Source organism: Paraflavitalea sp. (assembly GCF_059502485.1).
The window spans coordinates 1,060,385-1,074,608 of record NZ_JCACET010000008.1 but is presented as its reverse complement, the minus strand read 5'-3'; the positions used below and the strand labels follow the sequence as shown (position 1 = coordinate 1,074,608).

The 14,224-nt window shown below is 47.6% G+C and carries 14 protein-coding genes; all 14 read right to left on the bottom strand.

Annotated elements, in window-relative coordinates; genetic code table 11:
- Positions 1–47: 47 nt before the first annotated feature.
- The 14 genes from AC5JBY_RS07215 to AC5JBY_RS07150 all read right to left on the bottom strand — a co-directional run bounded on the left by AC5JBY_RS07215 (position 48) and on the right by AC5JBY_RS07150 (position 14,049).
- Positions 48–1,190, bottom strand: coding sequence for a lycopene cyclase family protein (locus AC5JBY_RS07215; RefSeq protein WP_495903891.1), 1,143 nt, complete (start codon positions 1,188–1,190; stop codon positions 48–50).
- The gene (locus AC5JBY_RS07210) at positions 1,187–1,669 is read right to left on the bottom strand and encodes a sterol desaturase family protein (RefSeq protein WP_495903890.1); all 483 of its coding nucleotides are present in this window, start codon (positions 1,667–1,669) and stop codon (positions 1,187–1,189) included. Before AC5JBY_RS07210 ends, AC5JBY_RS07215 begins: the two co-directional genes overlap by 4 nt.
- 12 nt (positions 1,670–1,681) lie before the next feature.
- Positions 1,682–2,209: an isopentenyl-diphosphate Delta-isomerase gene (gene idi / locus AC5JBY_RS07205; protein WP_495903889.1), complete on the bottom strand. Its 528-nt coding sequence runs from the start codon at positions 2,207–2,209 to the stop codon at positions 1,682–1,684.
- 28 nt (positions 2,210–2,237) lie between these two features.
- A complete protein-coding gene (locus AC5JBY_RS07200; protein ID WP_495903888.1) occupies positions 2,238–3,077 on the bottom strand; it encodes a phytoene/squalene synthase family protein in 840 nt (279 codons plus the stop codon).
- 139 nt (positions 3,078–3,216) lie between these two features.
- Positions 3,217–4,695: a bifunctional phytoene desaturase/3,4-desaturase gene (crtID, locus tag AC5JBY_RS07195; RefSeq protein WP_495903887.1), complete on the bottom strand. Its 1,479-nt coding sequence runs from the start codon at positions 4,693–4,695 to the stop codon at positions 3,217–3,219.
- 140 nt (positions 4,696–4,835) lie between these two features.
- Positions 4,836–5,336, bottom strand: coding sequence for an RNA polymerase sigma factor (locus AC5JBY_RS07190; protein ID WP_495903886.1), 501 nt, complete (start codon positions 5,334–5,336; stop codon positions 4,836–4,838).
- Positions 5,337–5,487: 151 nt separating this feature from the next.
- Positions 5,488–6,366, bottom strand: a complete 879-nt coding sequence (locus AC5JBY_RS07185; protein WP_495903885.1) for a MerR family transcriptional regulator — start codon at positions 6,364–6,366, stop codon at positions 5,488–5,490.
- 365 nt (positions 6,367–6,731) lie between these two features.
- A complete protein-coding gene (locus AC5JBY_RS07180; RefSeq protein WP_495903884.1) occupies positions 6,732–7,070 on the bottom strand; it encodes a DUF6686 family protein in 339 nt (112 codons plus the stop codon).
- 24 nt (positions 7,071–7,094) lie between these two features.
- Positions 7,095–8,129, bottom strand: a complete 1,035-nt coding sequence (locus AC5JBY_RS07175; protein WP_495903883.1) for a hemin-degrading factor — start codon at positions 8,127–8,129, stop codon at positions 7,095–7,097.
- 6 nt (positions 8,130–8,135) lie between these two features.
- Positions 8,136–8,957, bottom strand: coding sequence for a heme ABC transporter ATP-binding protein (locus AC5JBY_RS07170; protein WP_495903882.1), 822 nt, complete (start codon positions 8,955–8,957; stop codon positions 8,136–8,138).
- A complete protein-coding gene (locus AC5JBY_RS07165; RefSeq protein ID WP_495903881.1) occupies positions 8,954–10,009 on the bottom strand; it encodes a FecCD family ABC transporter permease in 1,056 nt (351 codons plus the stop codon). The genes AC5JBY_RS07170 and AC5JBY_RS07165 overlap by 4 nt, the downstream gene beginning before the upstream one ends.
- On the bottom strand, positions 10,006–10,821 hold the full coding sequence (locus AC5JBY_RS07160; RefSeq protein WP_495903880.1) for a heme/hemin ABC transporter substrate-binding protein: 816 nt from the start codon (positions 10,819–10,821) through the stop codon (positions 10,006–10,008). Before AC5JBY_RS07160 ends, AC5JBY_RS07165 begins: the two co-directional genes overlap by 4 nt.
- Positions 10,822–10,909: 88 nt before the next feature.
- Positions 10,910–11,950: an HmuY family protein gene (locus AC5JBY_RS07155; protein WP_495903879.1), complete on the bottom strand. Its 1,041-nt coding sequence runs from the start codon at positions 11,948–11,950 to the stop codon at positions 10,910–10,912.
- A gap of 38 nt (positions 11,951–11,988) precedes the next feature.
- Positions 11,989–14,049 (bottom strand): TonB-dependent receptor plug domain-containing protein, encoded by a 2,061-nt coding sequence (locus AC5JBY_RS07150; protein WP_495903878.1) that lies wholly within the window; start codon positions 14,047–14,049, stop codon positions 11,989–11,991.
- Positions 14,050–14,224: the final 175 nt, after the last annotated feature.

Genomic DNA, 14,224 nt, shown 5'->3' with positions numbered 1-14,224 from the left:
TAAAAAAGGTGGCTATTAATTGTTAATCAGACAACTTTAGCTGTTACTTATGTTAGTTGTTCCAATGCCGCGCGTAAGAAGATTCTCTTAGGTAACACAGTGATAATTTTAATCTCCTGCATCAATGAAGTCTCATTATCGAGAAACTGTAAGACGTCTCTTATCTGATTCTTATTAAAGAGTGTTGTAAAAATAACAGCACCAGGCAATTTATTTTTTGCAAGCACGTTGAGCAATACGCTATCATACCAATGAAATCTCCTCTGTAAAAAAGATGTATCGATAGCAGGCTTGACATTTCGCAACATAGCATCCACCAATTGCGCTGTTTGCTTTTGAATAAATTGAAATGTGTACCCGCTGGAAGCTTTTGTTTGTCCTCCTGCAGTACCCATATAAGTGATAGCTCCATCGCTTGAAGGAAAACGATAATTCGTCATAGGAATGATACCAAACTCTTCTTCCTGTACAGTATAGTTTGATATATTGAGAAAGGTATGAATGTAATTTTTAAGACCTGTATCATATTCTTCGCTGCTCAACGTTTCATTCGTGAATAAAGTATATTCCACCAATGCACGATGTGGTGTGAAGGGCATCACATATACAAACGCAGTTCCTTGCTCCTGGCTTATCCGGAAATCCATCAACGTAGCTTCAGCCGGATTGAAAACAGCTTCCTGCGTTTCAATCACCCAGCCTTTGAAGTGTTGCAACAAATGATACTGTCCTTTTTTCAATACAGGCTTCACCGGTATAATGCTGCTGAAGATATGATCTGCCTCATACAACTGATCGTTTGTCTTCAACACTGCACCATTGTGCGTGTTCTCTATGCTTTGTATAGTCGCTTGCTCAATGATCACATTTGGGTATTTACGAATAAACTCCAAACAGTATTGATAAAAATCAATCCCCCTGATCATCTTATAAGTATAGGGCGCAATGTCATACAACCTGACATCGGCGGGGTCGCAGAGCCACAATTGCTGCCACCGTTTATATACAACAGCGTCAAAAAGGCCGGGTGTTTTTTCCCAGAAGCACCACGTGCGGTCGTTTACATTTTTGAGGGAGTGGTCAATGAGTAAGATCTTCTTATCGGAGAACCGACCTGTTTGCAGCAGACGTACCAGGAAACTCAATCCTGCACAACCGGCGCCAGCAACGATATAATGGAAACGGTTCACTTCTTATTTGCCATGAACTTTTTATCGCGACGCACTTTGTCCCAGTATTTTTTATGCACGTATAGCATGCCAAATGATTCACCATGCTGAGGGCCAAGATGCCTGTGATGCATTTTGTGGGCCCAGCGAATAGCGCGGATGTAGGTATTGTTGGAGCGGGTAAACCATTTGAAACGCTGGTGAATGATCACATCATGCACCAGGAAGTAGGCGAAGCCATAGGCCATGATGCCGAAGCCGATCGCTTGCAGCCAATACATTTTATCAAGCGTGCCAAAGAGGATACAAAGGAAACTGGGTATTGCGAAGATGACGAAGAAGGCGTCATTCTTTTCAAAGAAACCGGGTTGTGGCTGATGATGGTCTTCATGCAGGTACCACAAAAACCCATGCATCACAAACTTGTGCGTGAGCCAGGTGATCCCCTCCATCGCTACAAAAGTACCAGCCAGTATGCCTATATATAATAACCAATGCATTGTTTATATCATTTACGCCGTTTTCCGGGCCCAGGCCGCAATACGCGGATACACGATACGAAACCATACAGTGTATTGCTGCGGATGCTCACTCATGGAGTGCCTTATCTCGTCAAGACTCATAAAGCAATGATCATGCACTTCTTCCGGATTGGGATATATTTGTTCATCCCAGGTGCCGGCAAAAACATGGTCAAGCTCATATTCGGTCAGGCCATTATCAAAAGCATGCCGGTAAGTGAAATCAAAAAGCTCATGCAGCTCAGTCGTAAATCCCATCTCTTCGTTGAGCCTTCTGGCAGCAGCGTCGCCCGTCTGTTCACCAGGAGACGGATGCCCGCAACAGGCATTTGTCCATAAGCCGCCACTGTGGTATTTACTGAAAGCGCGTTGCTGCAACAGCATCTCACCATTCCTATTAAAAATAAATACGCTGAATGCGCGGTGCAGTACCGCTTTTCGATGGGCTTCTATCTTTTCCATCACACCCACCTCTTCGTCCTGCTCGTTGACCAATATTACCTGGTTCAATGTACTCATGCAATAATTCTTTTTATCTGAGCCTCGCCTAACCTATTAAATTTAATCTATTTTTTACACCTGCACGAACCAGGATCAATGCCTTTAGGTAATTGGGTATACGGATCCGTTGTTCCAGTATTTGAGAAGGACACGTTTTCTTTATCTTTTTAAACAGCGACATATAATATTTATATGCCACATACACGCCAAACCGCGCTTTCAAGGGCAACTTCACTATGCCTGCATAGGCATGTTGAAAATCCTTTGCGATGTCCTCCTCGATCTCCTGTTTCATGCGGCCTGTAAAGTTACCAAAATCCGCACCAGGAAAATAGTTCCGGTTGAGCTGGAGCTGATCAGCTTTAATATCACGCAGGAAGTTCACTTTCTGAAAGGCAGCGCCCAACGAGCGGGCATGTAGCTTCAATTGATCGTATTGTTGCAGATCGCCTTCACAAAAAACAGACAAACACATGAGCCCCACTACTTCGGCGCTCCCATAAATGTATTGCTCGTAACTGCTCCTGTTGTGGTATTGCTGCGAAAGGTCGGTGGCCATGCTTTGAAAAAATGCCTCTACCAGTTCCAGCTGAATATTATACTTGTGAACGGTCAGCTGAAAGCTGTGGAGGATCGGGTTCAGGCTAATGCGCTGCTCGATGGCTTTATAGGTATCTTCCCTGAACTCTGCCAGCAGCGATTCCTTATCATGCTCGTGAAAGGTATCCACGATCTCATCGGCAAACCGTACAAACCCATAAATATTGCAAATAGGAGATCGAAGGTCGGCATGCAGTAGCCTAATAGCCGAATAAAAGGACGTACTGTACTCCTTTGCGGTTATCTGACTGCACTGCTGACTGACCTCATGAAATAAACGCATCATAAATCGCTGATTAATGGATTGGGTGGATTTCGTAGATTTGGATTTCGCGGATTTGGATCGTCGATTTCACGGTTTGTTTAAGAATATACGGTAATATATTCAACACGGATTAATTCCATTCATCTGTTATAGTATTTCTCTACCCTTGGGAGAAATGCTTCAACACTTCATTGGCCACTACTTCTCCACTGATCAGGCTGGGGGGGACGCCGGGACCTGGGACGGTGAGTTGCCCGGTATAGAACAGGTTGCGTACTTTCTTGCTTCTGCAGGAAGGTTTCAGGATAGCGGTTTGCCGTAATGTGTTGGCCAATCCATACGCATTACCTTTAAATGAGTTGTATTCCTGTATAAAATTACTGTTGGCAAATGACTGCCGGAACACAATGCTGTCCGACACGTTTTGCCCGATGCGCTGTTCAAAGCGTTGTAATATTTGCTCAAAATAGCGGTTGCGCAGCGCCTCGTCATCGCCAGTGAGGCCGGCTGCTACCGGTATCAGGAAGAAAAGGTTCTCTCCACCGGCAGGCGCTGCCGTATCATCGGTCACCGATGAGGCGCATACATAGAACAAGGGATGTGTTGGCCACTCTTGCGTAGTATAGATCTCCTCTGCGTGTTGCTCAAAAGGCGCATCGAAGAACAACATGTGGTGGCGGATATTGTCGAGCCGTTTATTGAGCCCTACATAATATAATAAGGAAGAAGGCGCCAATACCCGCTGCTCCCAGTATGCCTCACTATAGGAGCGATAGGCAGCAGGCAGCAGGCTGCTTTCTATGAAATGATAGTCTGCCCCACCAATCACCACATCGGCCTCCCAGGTATTGTTGTTAGTGATCACCTTTTTGGCCGTGGAGGCTTCCAGCTCGATGCGTTGCACATCTTCGTTGAAGTGGAACTGCACGCCCAGACTGACGGCCAGCTGGTGCATGGCTTTTACAATACTGTACATACCGCCTTCGGGATACCAGGTGCCGCCCACAATGTCTGCATAGTTCATGAGGCTGTAGAGAGCAGGCGTATTGCCGGGTAAAGCACCGAGGAAGAGCACGGGAAACTCCAGCATCTGCCGGATATAGGGATGCTTGAAATATTTGTGAATGTGTTTTTTGATGGAGGTAAATATATCGAGCTTGAAAACGCCTTTTATGACATCTGCATCCAGGAACTCGGTGAGTGATTGTCCGGGTTTGAATACCAGTTTTTGCATGCCGGTCTTGTACTTAAAAGCAGCTTCCTCCAGAAACCTGTCGAGCCTGCCGCCAGCGCCGGGCTCCCAATCATCGAGCATTTTTTTGAAAGCATACAGATCAGCAGGGATATCGGTGTAGCCATCTTCACGATAGATGCGGTACGATGGATCGAGGCGGTGGAGTTTATAGTATTCGCTCACCTGTTTTCCAAAGCTGGCGAAGTAACGTTCAAATACATCGGGCATCCAATACCAGCTGGGTCCCATATCGAAAGTGAAACCACCGTGCTGCAACTGCCGCGCACGGCCGCCGGGACCAGCCTGCTTCTCCAATACAGTAACCTGCCAGCCGGCTTTGGCCATAAAAGAGGCAGCCGACATGCCGGCAAAACCACTTCCAATAACAATCACTTTTTTTCCCACGCCCTTAAGTTAAGTAAAATGGAACACAGTGAAATAAGGTGTTAGCTTTTAGCCTTTAGCTATTAGCAATGTTCGAACAGGCATAAAAAAAGTGGGCCACCTCAGGTGACCCACTTTGTTGAACTTTTTTGCGATGCTATTTAGAACCGATGCATTTGTGTTTTCAGCAGTTTACGCGCGAAGTGTATTCTGCTTTTGATAGTACCGAGCGGCTCATCGAGCATTTCAGCAATTTCATGATACTTGAACCCGTCGAAGTACAACAGGAAAGGATTCCTGAATATTTCGGGCAGGTTGTGAATAGCATGCTGAATGTCTTTCAGCCTTAAATTACTTTCCGCCTCATTGGCTGTTACTGCCTGATTGTGATTCAGCAGGAAATCGTTGGGCGTACTGTCGAATATAGTGTTTTGCTTAGCCTTCCTCCTGTAGTTGTTGATAAAGATATTGCGCATGATGGTATACAACCATGCTTTAATGTTGGTGCCAACATTATACTTATCCTTATTGGCTAACGCCCTAAATAAAGTTTCCTGAAACAAGTCTTTTGCAGCTTCTGTGTCACGTGTAAGTGTAACAGCGAAGGGTTTTAAGAACTCTGCATTGTTCACGAGCATTTGATTAAATTCGATCGTCGACATGGCTTTTAGTTTATTCAGTTAATTAAATCCACTACAAATTTAAACAATTGTTTAATTCAGGGCGGTATACTTGTTGATACCGATATGTTAAAAAACTTAACTTATAGTAAAACAATCAGTTATAAAATCCATGCCATGTCGCGAAAGGCCATCAGGAGGCCGATACGTACTCCAGGACCTCTGTAAGCGACCTTTTCAGGTGCATTCCGGGCGGTATTTTTTTGAACCGGGCCTGGGTTAACTGGCCGGAAATAACCACCGGTGTTTGCGGCATTTTATGGTGTACCTGGTTAAAGAATTTCTCTACGCTGTTGCTACCGGCATTACACGTAAGATGTGTATACAGGTAATGGGGTTTCTTGAGGTTGGTAATAAATTCGAGGTCACGTACAGGCACATTCGCACCGAGGTAAATAACCTGTACACCCCGGTTCTTCAATAAGTAGTACATGTACAGCAATCCCAGTTCATGATGTTCTCCTTCCGGCAGAAATAAGATCACTGTTTTGTCGAGCACCATGTGCGAATGCGTGCTTTCAATACCTACGATCAGCTTTTGCCTGATCACATTGGACACCAGGTGCTCCTGTGCGGGGTTGATGTGGTTGGTAATCCAAAGTATGCCGATCTTATCGAGGAATGGAAAGATAAGGTAAGTAATAGCTCTGTCGATACCGCGCGTCTTGATGTAGTCATTGAGAATGTCTTCAAACTGCTCGATGTCGAGGTCTACCATACATTGCAGCATATCGTTGACAAGACGCTCCTGTTGCGCTTCGTTGTGCGAAAGGGAGACGATCTTCTGCCTCACTTCATCGGCATTCATCTTATCGATATGCGAAATCTTATAGCCATACTTATTCAGCAGCGCTATGTCGAGGATCGCCTTTAGCTCATCATTATTATAATACCTGATATTGGTTTCTGTGCGCCGGGGTTTGAGGAAGGAGTATCGCTGCTCCCAAATCCGGATCGTATGGGCCTTGATGCCTGAGAGATTTTCCAGGTCTTTAATAGTAAACGCATTCATAGTAATTCAGGTAAAGTGTTTAAGTATTGGTGCCCTAATCTTAAACCTTAATCAAATATAATAAAAATTAAGCCAAAACAAACTACTAACCAGTTGATTATAGATGTATAGAAATTTTTCTACCTGGTGGGGGATAGAACAGGTAGCGGCAATAATGAACAATTGGTAATCAACGCACTGTGTTCTTACAGGTATGTACGTTAAGATTACCCCAATGGTTTTGGGGCATGCCGGAATTTGTGGAATTGGGTAGAATTAGTACAAAAATGCTATAAAATAGCTTCGGGCCGGGGCACAAGTATACCGGCACAGTTCACTGCGCGGCATACTTGAGACGGGTTGGGACTATAGAAACAGGGGGAGTTTTAAGCTGGTTTGTCCGAGAAGAGCTGCATCATTTCGCGGGCGCGCCATTCTGTGTCGGCCACATCGAGCATGTCGTGCAATTCTTTCAGTTCACGCTGGCTGAGGAACAACTTCAATCCTTCGCAGGGAGTAGGGATGATAATCGATTTAATGCTGGGATCGGTGGCGCCATACGCGTCGATCGGACAATCTTTTATCCATTGTACAAACTCACAGAAGTCGGGCGTGTACAGGTTGATAAGCACATTACCATAGCCCACCTGGAAGTTTTCACAATGGAGGCAACGGATCACATAGCCGATCTTATCGTCATAAAACAAGGTTTGGTATTGGCACATATAGTTGGATTTAATGATTTACAATTATTGCAGGCCATTCACAAAGTTTGTCCACTCGGGCAGCTCCGGAGAACCGGGTTTGCGCTTGCCGAAGAACTGTACAATGAGCTCTCCTGCTGCGTCGAATATTTCCACAGAATGAACCGGTCCGTCGGCAGTAGGCTTCTTCACTGCCCAGCTTTCTGCAATGTGGTCGAGGCGCAGGTGCAGGTTGAAGGTTGGGTCCATCACATTGATCCAGCCTGGTATCTCTACGATCTTCTTCACCGGACCTGTATGTATCTGGATATTGCCGTGGTTGGAAACAAACACCATGATCTCCATCTCCGTATTGGCAGCATGTTCCAGCAATTGCTTAACGCTGTCGTTATTTACTTTACGAGCAAAATCGCCGGCTATCTGCACTGCATAATGACGGGATATCTTGTATTTGCGCAGCAGGGGAAAGAAGTCATGTGTATCCTTCAATTCACTCCAATCTTTTACAAAAGCAGCTACATCGGCATTTTCATTTTCGTATACAGGCGGCGCGGGTGGCGGCTGTATCGCCAGCTCAGATGATTGCTGTGATTCCTGGAAATCGCGCACGAGGTGATTGAAAGCTGTCTCATCACTGGTGGGCTGCAAATATATTTTTACAATAGCGGTTCCCTGGTGGTCGAACACCTGGATAGACTTTTTAAAACTCGCTTCTTCATTATCGAACACCGCAAAGGCGAAAGCCCAGCAATGAAACAACATGCGCAGGTCGATATCTTTACCTACTACCACGCCCACATGTTTGCTGTTCACGCTCACTTCTTCAAACACACCTTTGCGTTCATGCACGCAGCTCTCGTTGCGGGTGAGCACCATGACATATCCCAGTTCCGGCATGCGCTTCCACAACTCTGCAAACTCCGTATTCAGCCTAATCACACTGCTGCCTGCAAAAGCAGCCAATAACTCTGCTTCAGTAGTTTGTAGTTGACGGGCCGCATCCCGGATGCGCACGCGCGGGTTGTCTTTGTGAAAGGCAATCCATTTATCTTTTAGTGATACATTCATGGTAACGCTCATGGTTTATTATTTAACAGATCTAATTAAAACGGGTTTACTTTTTTGTACAGCCGGCACCAGGATCGGAAAGTCGTATTCATCATACTCCAGCACGTTTACTTCCATATCATAGGCTTCGGCAATGAAAGCGGGTTGCAACACTTCGCGGGCAGTACCAGTGGTCACCAGCCTTCCCTGCTTCATCAACAGGATGGTATCGGCAAACTGGGCCGCCAGGTTGAGGTCGTGCAGGATCACTAACACGGTATATCCTTCACCCGCCAGTTCTTTTGCTTTGCCAAGACAACGTTGCTGGTACAACCAATCCATGCTGGCCGTGGGTTCATCCAGCAACAATACTTTGCGGTAAGGGTGCTGGCTATTGTCTTTCAGCTGGGCCAACACGCGGGCCATCTGCACGCGCTGTTGTTCTCCACCCGAAAGTGTGTGATAAGGTCGTGCAGCGAAGGCGCCTACCTGCATTTCGTCCATGCACTGCACTACAATTTCTTTGTCGATGGCAGCGGGCTTGTGGCCAAAGTGCGGGTAACGACCCATCATCACGATCTCTTCGCAGTTGAAGGGCAATGCTGCAGCATATTGCTGCGACAGCACCGCACGCCTGTGAGCCAGTTGCTGGAACGTCTGCTTGTGCAGGTCATCCTGGCCGAGCAATACTGTTCCTTCCGAAGGTTTTTGTTCACCCGACAGTATCTTCAGCAAGGTGGATTTGCCCGCTCCGTTTTGTCCCAACACTACACTCAACTCACCGGGCCGTAATGAAAAGGACAGCTTGTGCAGTATATGTTTCTGTGCCACTTTGTATGATATGTTTTGTACAGTGATCATGACGTAGTATGACGCAGTTGTTTTTTTTGTTTTAAGAGTAAGGCAATGAATACAGGCGTACCCAATATTGCTGTAACAATGCCGATGGGTAATTCTGCCGGCGCTATCAACGTTCTGCTCACCAGGTCGGCAATCGTAAGCAGTGAAGCACCGAGCAAAGCGCAATTGGGCAACAGGCTGCGGTGATCGTTTCCGGCAATGCTGCGGAGCATGTGCGGCACGATCAATCCCACAAACCCAATGACACCAGCCACCGCTACGGAAGCACCTACCGACAGGGTCGCCAACACGATCACGGCCGTCTTCAATCTTTTTACATTGATGCCGAGGTAAGCGGCTTCGTTTTCGCCAAGGGCAAAAGCATTCAATGACTTGCCCAGTACCGGCAATGCCAGCAAGGGTATGATGATAAATGGTAACAGGGCGAGTACACTCATCCAGCTGGCTCCGCCGAGGCTGCCCATGGTCCAGAAGGTGGCTGTGCGCAGCTCTTCGTCGTTGGCCACGTAGGTAACGAGGTCGATCAATGCACGGCAAAGGGCGCCGATCGCCAGGCCCGCCAACAATAACGTGATGATCGATGAGCGGCCTCCTATTTTTGACAGGCGGAATATCATCATGGACGTAAGGCAGGCGCCTGCAAAAGTCATAACGTTAATTAAATAATAGCGTGGTATAACAGCATCGATACGCAGGGACGGAATGGATGATACCAATACGATAACGGCTACTGCCGATAGCGTGGCTCCCCAGGAGATACCGATCAGACTGGGATCGGCCATGGGATTGCGGAACAAGCCTTGTAAGGATGCACCGGATATCGCCAGCCCTGCTCCGATGAGCACAGCCAGTACTACACGCGGTAAACGTATTTGCAATAATACATTGGCCATGCCTTCGTCATAAGTAACGGGCAAATGAATGCCCAGCTTATCCAGCAGGATGGCCAGCACCTGTTGTGGCGCTATCGACATAGCTCCTATGCCGGATGCCGTGATAACGGATGCCAGCAATAAAATGATCAATGATATGGTGAGCCACTTTGGCTTCATTGCAATTTCTTATTCAGTTCAGCAATCGCAGCGGGCAGGCGAAGGCCAAAGCCGCTGAGAAACTGTCCATCCATGGAAACGATCTTTTTGTTCTTGCCGGCATTGGTGGCGGAAACACCTTGCACACCCAGCAATCCTTCTGCACCGCCTACGCTTTGCAGGCCGCTGTCAAATAGCAGGATCACATCGGGATTGGCTGCTACCAATGATTCGGCAGACAAAGGCTTGAACTGTTCAAAGCCGGTAATCGCATTTTTTGCGCCAGCCAGCTTGATCATGTTGTCGAGGGCTGTGCCTGTTCCGGATACTGTCATGGAACCAGTGCCACGGGCATAGATGAACAACACTTTTTTATTGGCAGGGGCGAGTTTCAACGCAGCCATTTGCTTGTCGAAGGTGGCGCGGAGTTCTTTTGCTTTGGCAGTAGCGCCAGTCACTTCTCCGATCTCCTGGAGCAGTTGACGGGTGCCGTCCGGGCTGTAAGCAGGTTTCACCAGTTTCACTTTTACTTTCGCCGCATTGAGCTGCTCGATCACTTCGCTTTTCATTTCTCCTTCTACACCCAATACGAGATCGGGCCGCAGGGAAAGAACACCTTCCGCAGAAATGGTCCTGTTGTGGCCCACTTTAGCTTTCTGTTGCAGGGAGGCCGGATAGTTACTGGTAACATCCACGCCCACGATCTTCGACTCCAGCGACAACGCACACAGCATTTCACTGATGGCGCCACTGAGCGAAACTATTCGTTGCTGGGCGGGGGCAATGAACGCAACACAGAGTAGAGAAAAAAGTATGATTAGTTTCTTATGCATATTATTCACTTGGAAACAGGTTTCAAGTTGCAGGTCACAGGTTACAAATACCTTGAAACTTGTAACCTGCAACCTGTAACTATATTAATTACGCTTTCTTAACCAGTTTGTATTCGATCTTCGGATAACCTCTTACACCGCCATCAGAAGCGTGGAAGCTGATGAAACGAAGTTTGTATACATTACCAGCGCCGTCTTTCACTACATAGAAGCGGTCGGTCTTTACACCAATCGGAGCTTGTGTATTTCTCCAGTTACCACCGATCACTGTTTTGCTGCTGCTGAAAGTAGTAGCGGCAATGTTTGCTTCTGCATACGCATCAAACGTAGCAGTGGTGGTCAACACTTCTGCTGCCTGTACACCAGCGAGATAGTTGATGTATACGTAATCGGAATAGGTATAAGGCAAAGTAGGATTGGCTTTGTAGGTAGTGAGTGTCCACTGGATGTCCCAGTTGGCCTTCGCTGGCTCTACATTAACAGCGCCATTGGTTTCAAGGGAAACATATTTAAAGTTGTAGCTGGCATCTTTGGTAACGTCGATGGTCTTAACAGCAGTTTCAGACAGCTTTGCATATTGCAGTTTGTAGTTGCTGCCGTTGCGGATGATGCGGATCTTGTACCAGTCGCGCGCTGCAGCCACCATACCGTTGGATGGTTTCAGGATGTATACTTTATTCTCGGCTTCTGTAGCAGAAACAGCAGCTATAACAGTCTTTGTAAGGTCACCGTCTACATCGTCGATGATGCTGAACGTACCAGCACCCTGCCCCAGCGCCAGTGAAGCGGCAAAACCAACAGTATCAGCCACGGTTACGGCTGCCAGATCAGTTTTGTTGATAGCCTTGGCAGTAGCTGCCGTCGTGTTGTTGATAACAACACGGAAGTCGGTGCCGCTATAAAAACCAAGATCCCAGGCAGTACGTGCCACAGAGTCCTGCTTATCGGTACTGAAATCGATGTATACAGCGTTGGCTGCATTGGCGCCGCCAGCACCGCCGCTGAGGGTTTCGGTTTTTCCATCGGATGGAGGAGGTATCACTATTTTATCATCCTTATCACAGGAAGCAAGGATCAGGGACAAAGCCGCACAGCGCACCAGGAGGGATGACTTCATTGTAGTTAACATTCGTTGTAGGTTTTAGTAGTAGTTTTTATATGTCGTTGTTATTTTGACCATTGAAAGTTGATCCCCGCAAAGAAGGAGATACCATAACCAGTAAGCACAGGGCCGCCGGTACTGTGGGCGCCGCCGCCAACACTTGCAGAATTTTGCACACGCTTCACATTAAACAGGTTCTTTGCTCCATATTGTACACTCAGGTATTTGCCTGCTTTTTGGGTAACGGTAAAATCTGCCCAGTGGTAAGCATCCATCTTCGACAGCTGTATGTCGCCATTGGAGTTGAGCAGGTAAGAAGGCAGCTTGCCATTGTATTTATAGAATAATCCTATCTGTGTACCCAGTTCGGCGATGCGGACGGTGATATTGCTGTTGACCTCCGGCGCCCAGGAGAACTCGGAGTGATCCCCTTCGAGCGTTGGGTCGCCGGCATAAGCGTTGTAATAACCTATATAGGAAGCACCCAGTGTGACTGCCAGAAATCTCCATTGCAGTGTATTCTCCAGCGTAGTTCCCACTGTCTTATACTTCGCATTATTGAAATAGGTATTCACCTGGCGGGCGGGATCGAATGCCATGTCGATGAAATCACGATAATCATTGTAGAAGCCAGCCAATGAGGAGGTGATGTGTTCGCCTGTTGTCAGTGTCTTTTGCCAGGTAAGTGACCCAATAAAACTATTGGAATACTCTGCCTTCAGATTGGGATTGCCCTCGATGCTGTGGCTGGCGTCATGAAAGAAGAAATACAACTCACGCAGGATAGGAGCGCGGAAACCGCGCGCATATGATAAACGCAGGTCGAGTTCTTTATTCAGGATGAACTTGGTGTTGATAGAAGGAATAACAGGTGGTGCATCATACACCGAGTTGTTGCTGAACCGGACGCCGGGGCGGATCAACAGGCGTTCAGTTGGTTTGATCTCCGCAGAAGCAAATACCGAGAAGTCGGTAATGGAAGGGGTGCCGCTGATGCGTTCGCCACTCGTCTTATCCGTTTTCAATTCAACACCGGGTTGCACGGATACCCACGGCGCTACGCGCCACTGGGCGGTGCTGCGCACAAAGAAGGTCTGGAACTTCGACACATCCCAAAAGCCTTCGCCCTGGGCCACCGTTTTGGTGCCGGCACGATAGTCGATGGTATAGCTTTCGGTGCTGCGTTTATAATCCTGGTAAGAGACAGCGGTATTGAGGCTGAACTTTTCGCTGGCAGTCCAGTTGGCCTGCGCCTGGTGCGTAAAGCGGTTGGTGATATAATATTTATCCAGTCCGGAGTAGCTGGTGGTGAACATGGGGCCGGCTGCAAAGAGTTCTTCGTCGAGGTAATCGAGCCGGTACCAGGCATGTACATTTTTAAAGTGGTAACCGATAGAGCCGCCGGCCATCCATTGCTTTTTAGGCTTCCAGGTTTTTGCCGGCACAGGAGCCGTATCATTCCAGCCGCCAAAGTTGTTGCGGGTACCCCAGGCTGATAGCTGTAAGCCTTTGTGTTGCCAACCGAGGGTAAGGTTCTCATTGTGTATGCCGTCTTTTGCAAAAGGGCTGTAACGCTTGCCGGTGGTTTCTTCCTGCACACGTGCATTGATGGAGAACTGATCAGCGCTCTTACCTTTTTTGGTGATGATGTTGATCACGCCGGCCAGGGCATCGGTACCATACACTACGCTCATGGGGCCGTCTACAATTTCAATGCGCTCGATGCTGTTGATGTCTATCTGGGCAAGGCTCTGTTTGGTAGCATCCCGGTCGATGAGGGGAATTCCATCGAGCAATACTTTTACACGCTGGCCACCAAGGCCCATGATCTTCATATCGCTTTCGCCAAGGGTATAATCGGTTTCAATGCGGATGCCCAGCTCATTGTTCAATACACCGGCAATATCAGTGGCGCCGCGCATGGCAATGCGTTCACGATTGATAGTGCGTACACGGTAAACGGAGTTCTTTACGGATTGCGGCGCATATTGACCGGTGACCACTACTTCCTGCAAGGCGTGAACTTTGCTGGTATCGGGCTTGGTTTGTTGGGCCGAGGTGTGCAGGCATAGCAATAGCATCGCACACACCGCAATAAGGGCGTTGCCGTAATTTCTTACAGTCATAATAAATAGCATTTAATTCATTGCGCAACGCAATGAAGCATGGCTGTGCTTAAGGAAAGTACACAAATGTAGCAGGGACGCGGGAAGCTGATTTACCTTAAAGGGAAAAGGATTTGCGCGATGGGGAAATCATCGGCAGTCGGCAGTCCGCAATCGGCAATGCTACCGCGACTCT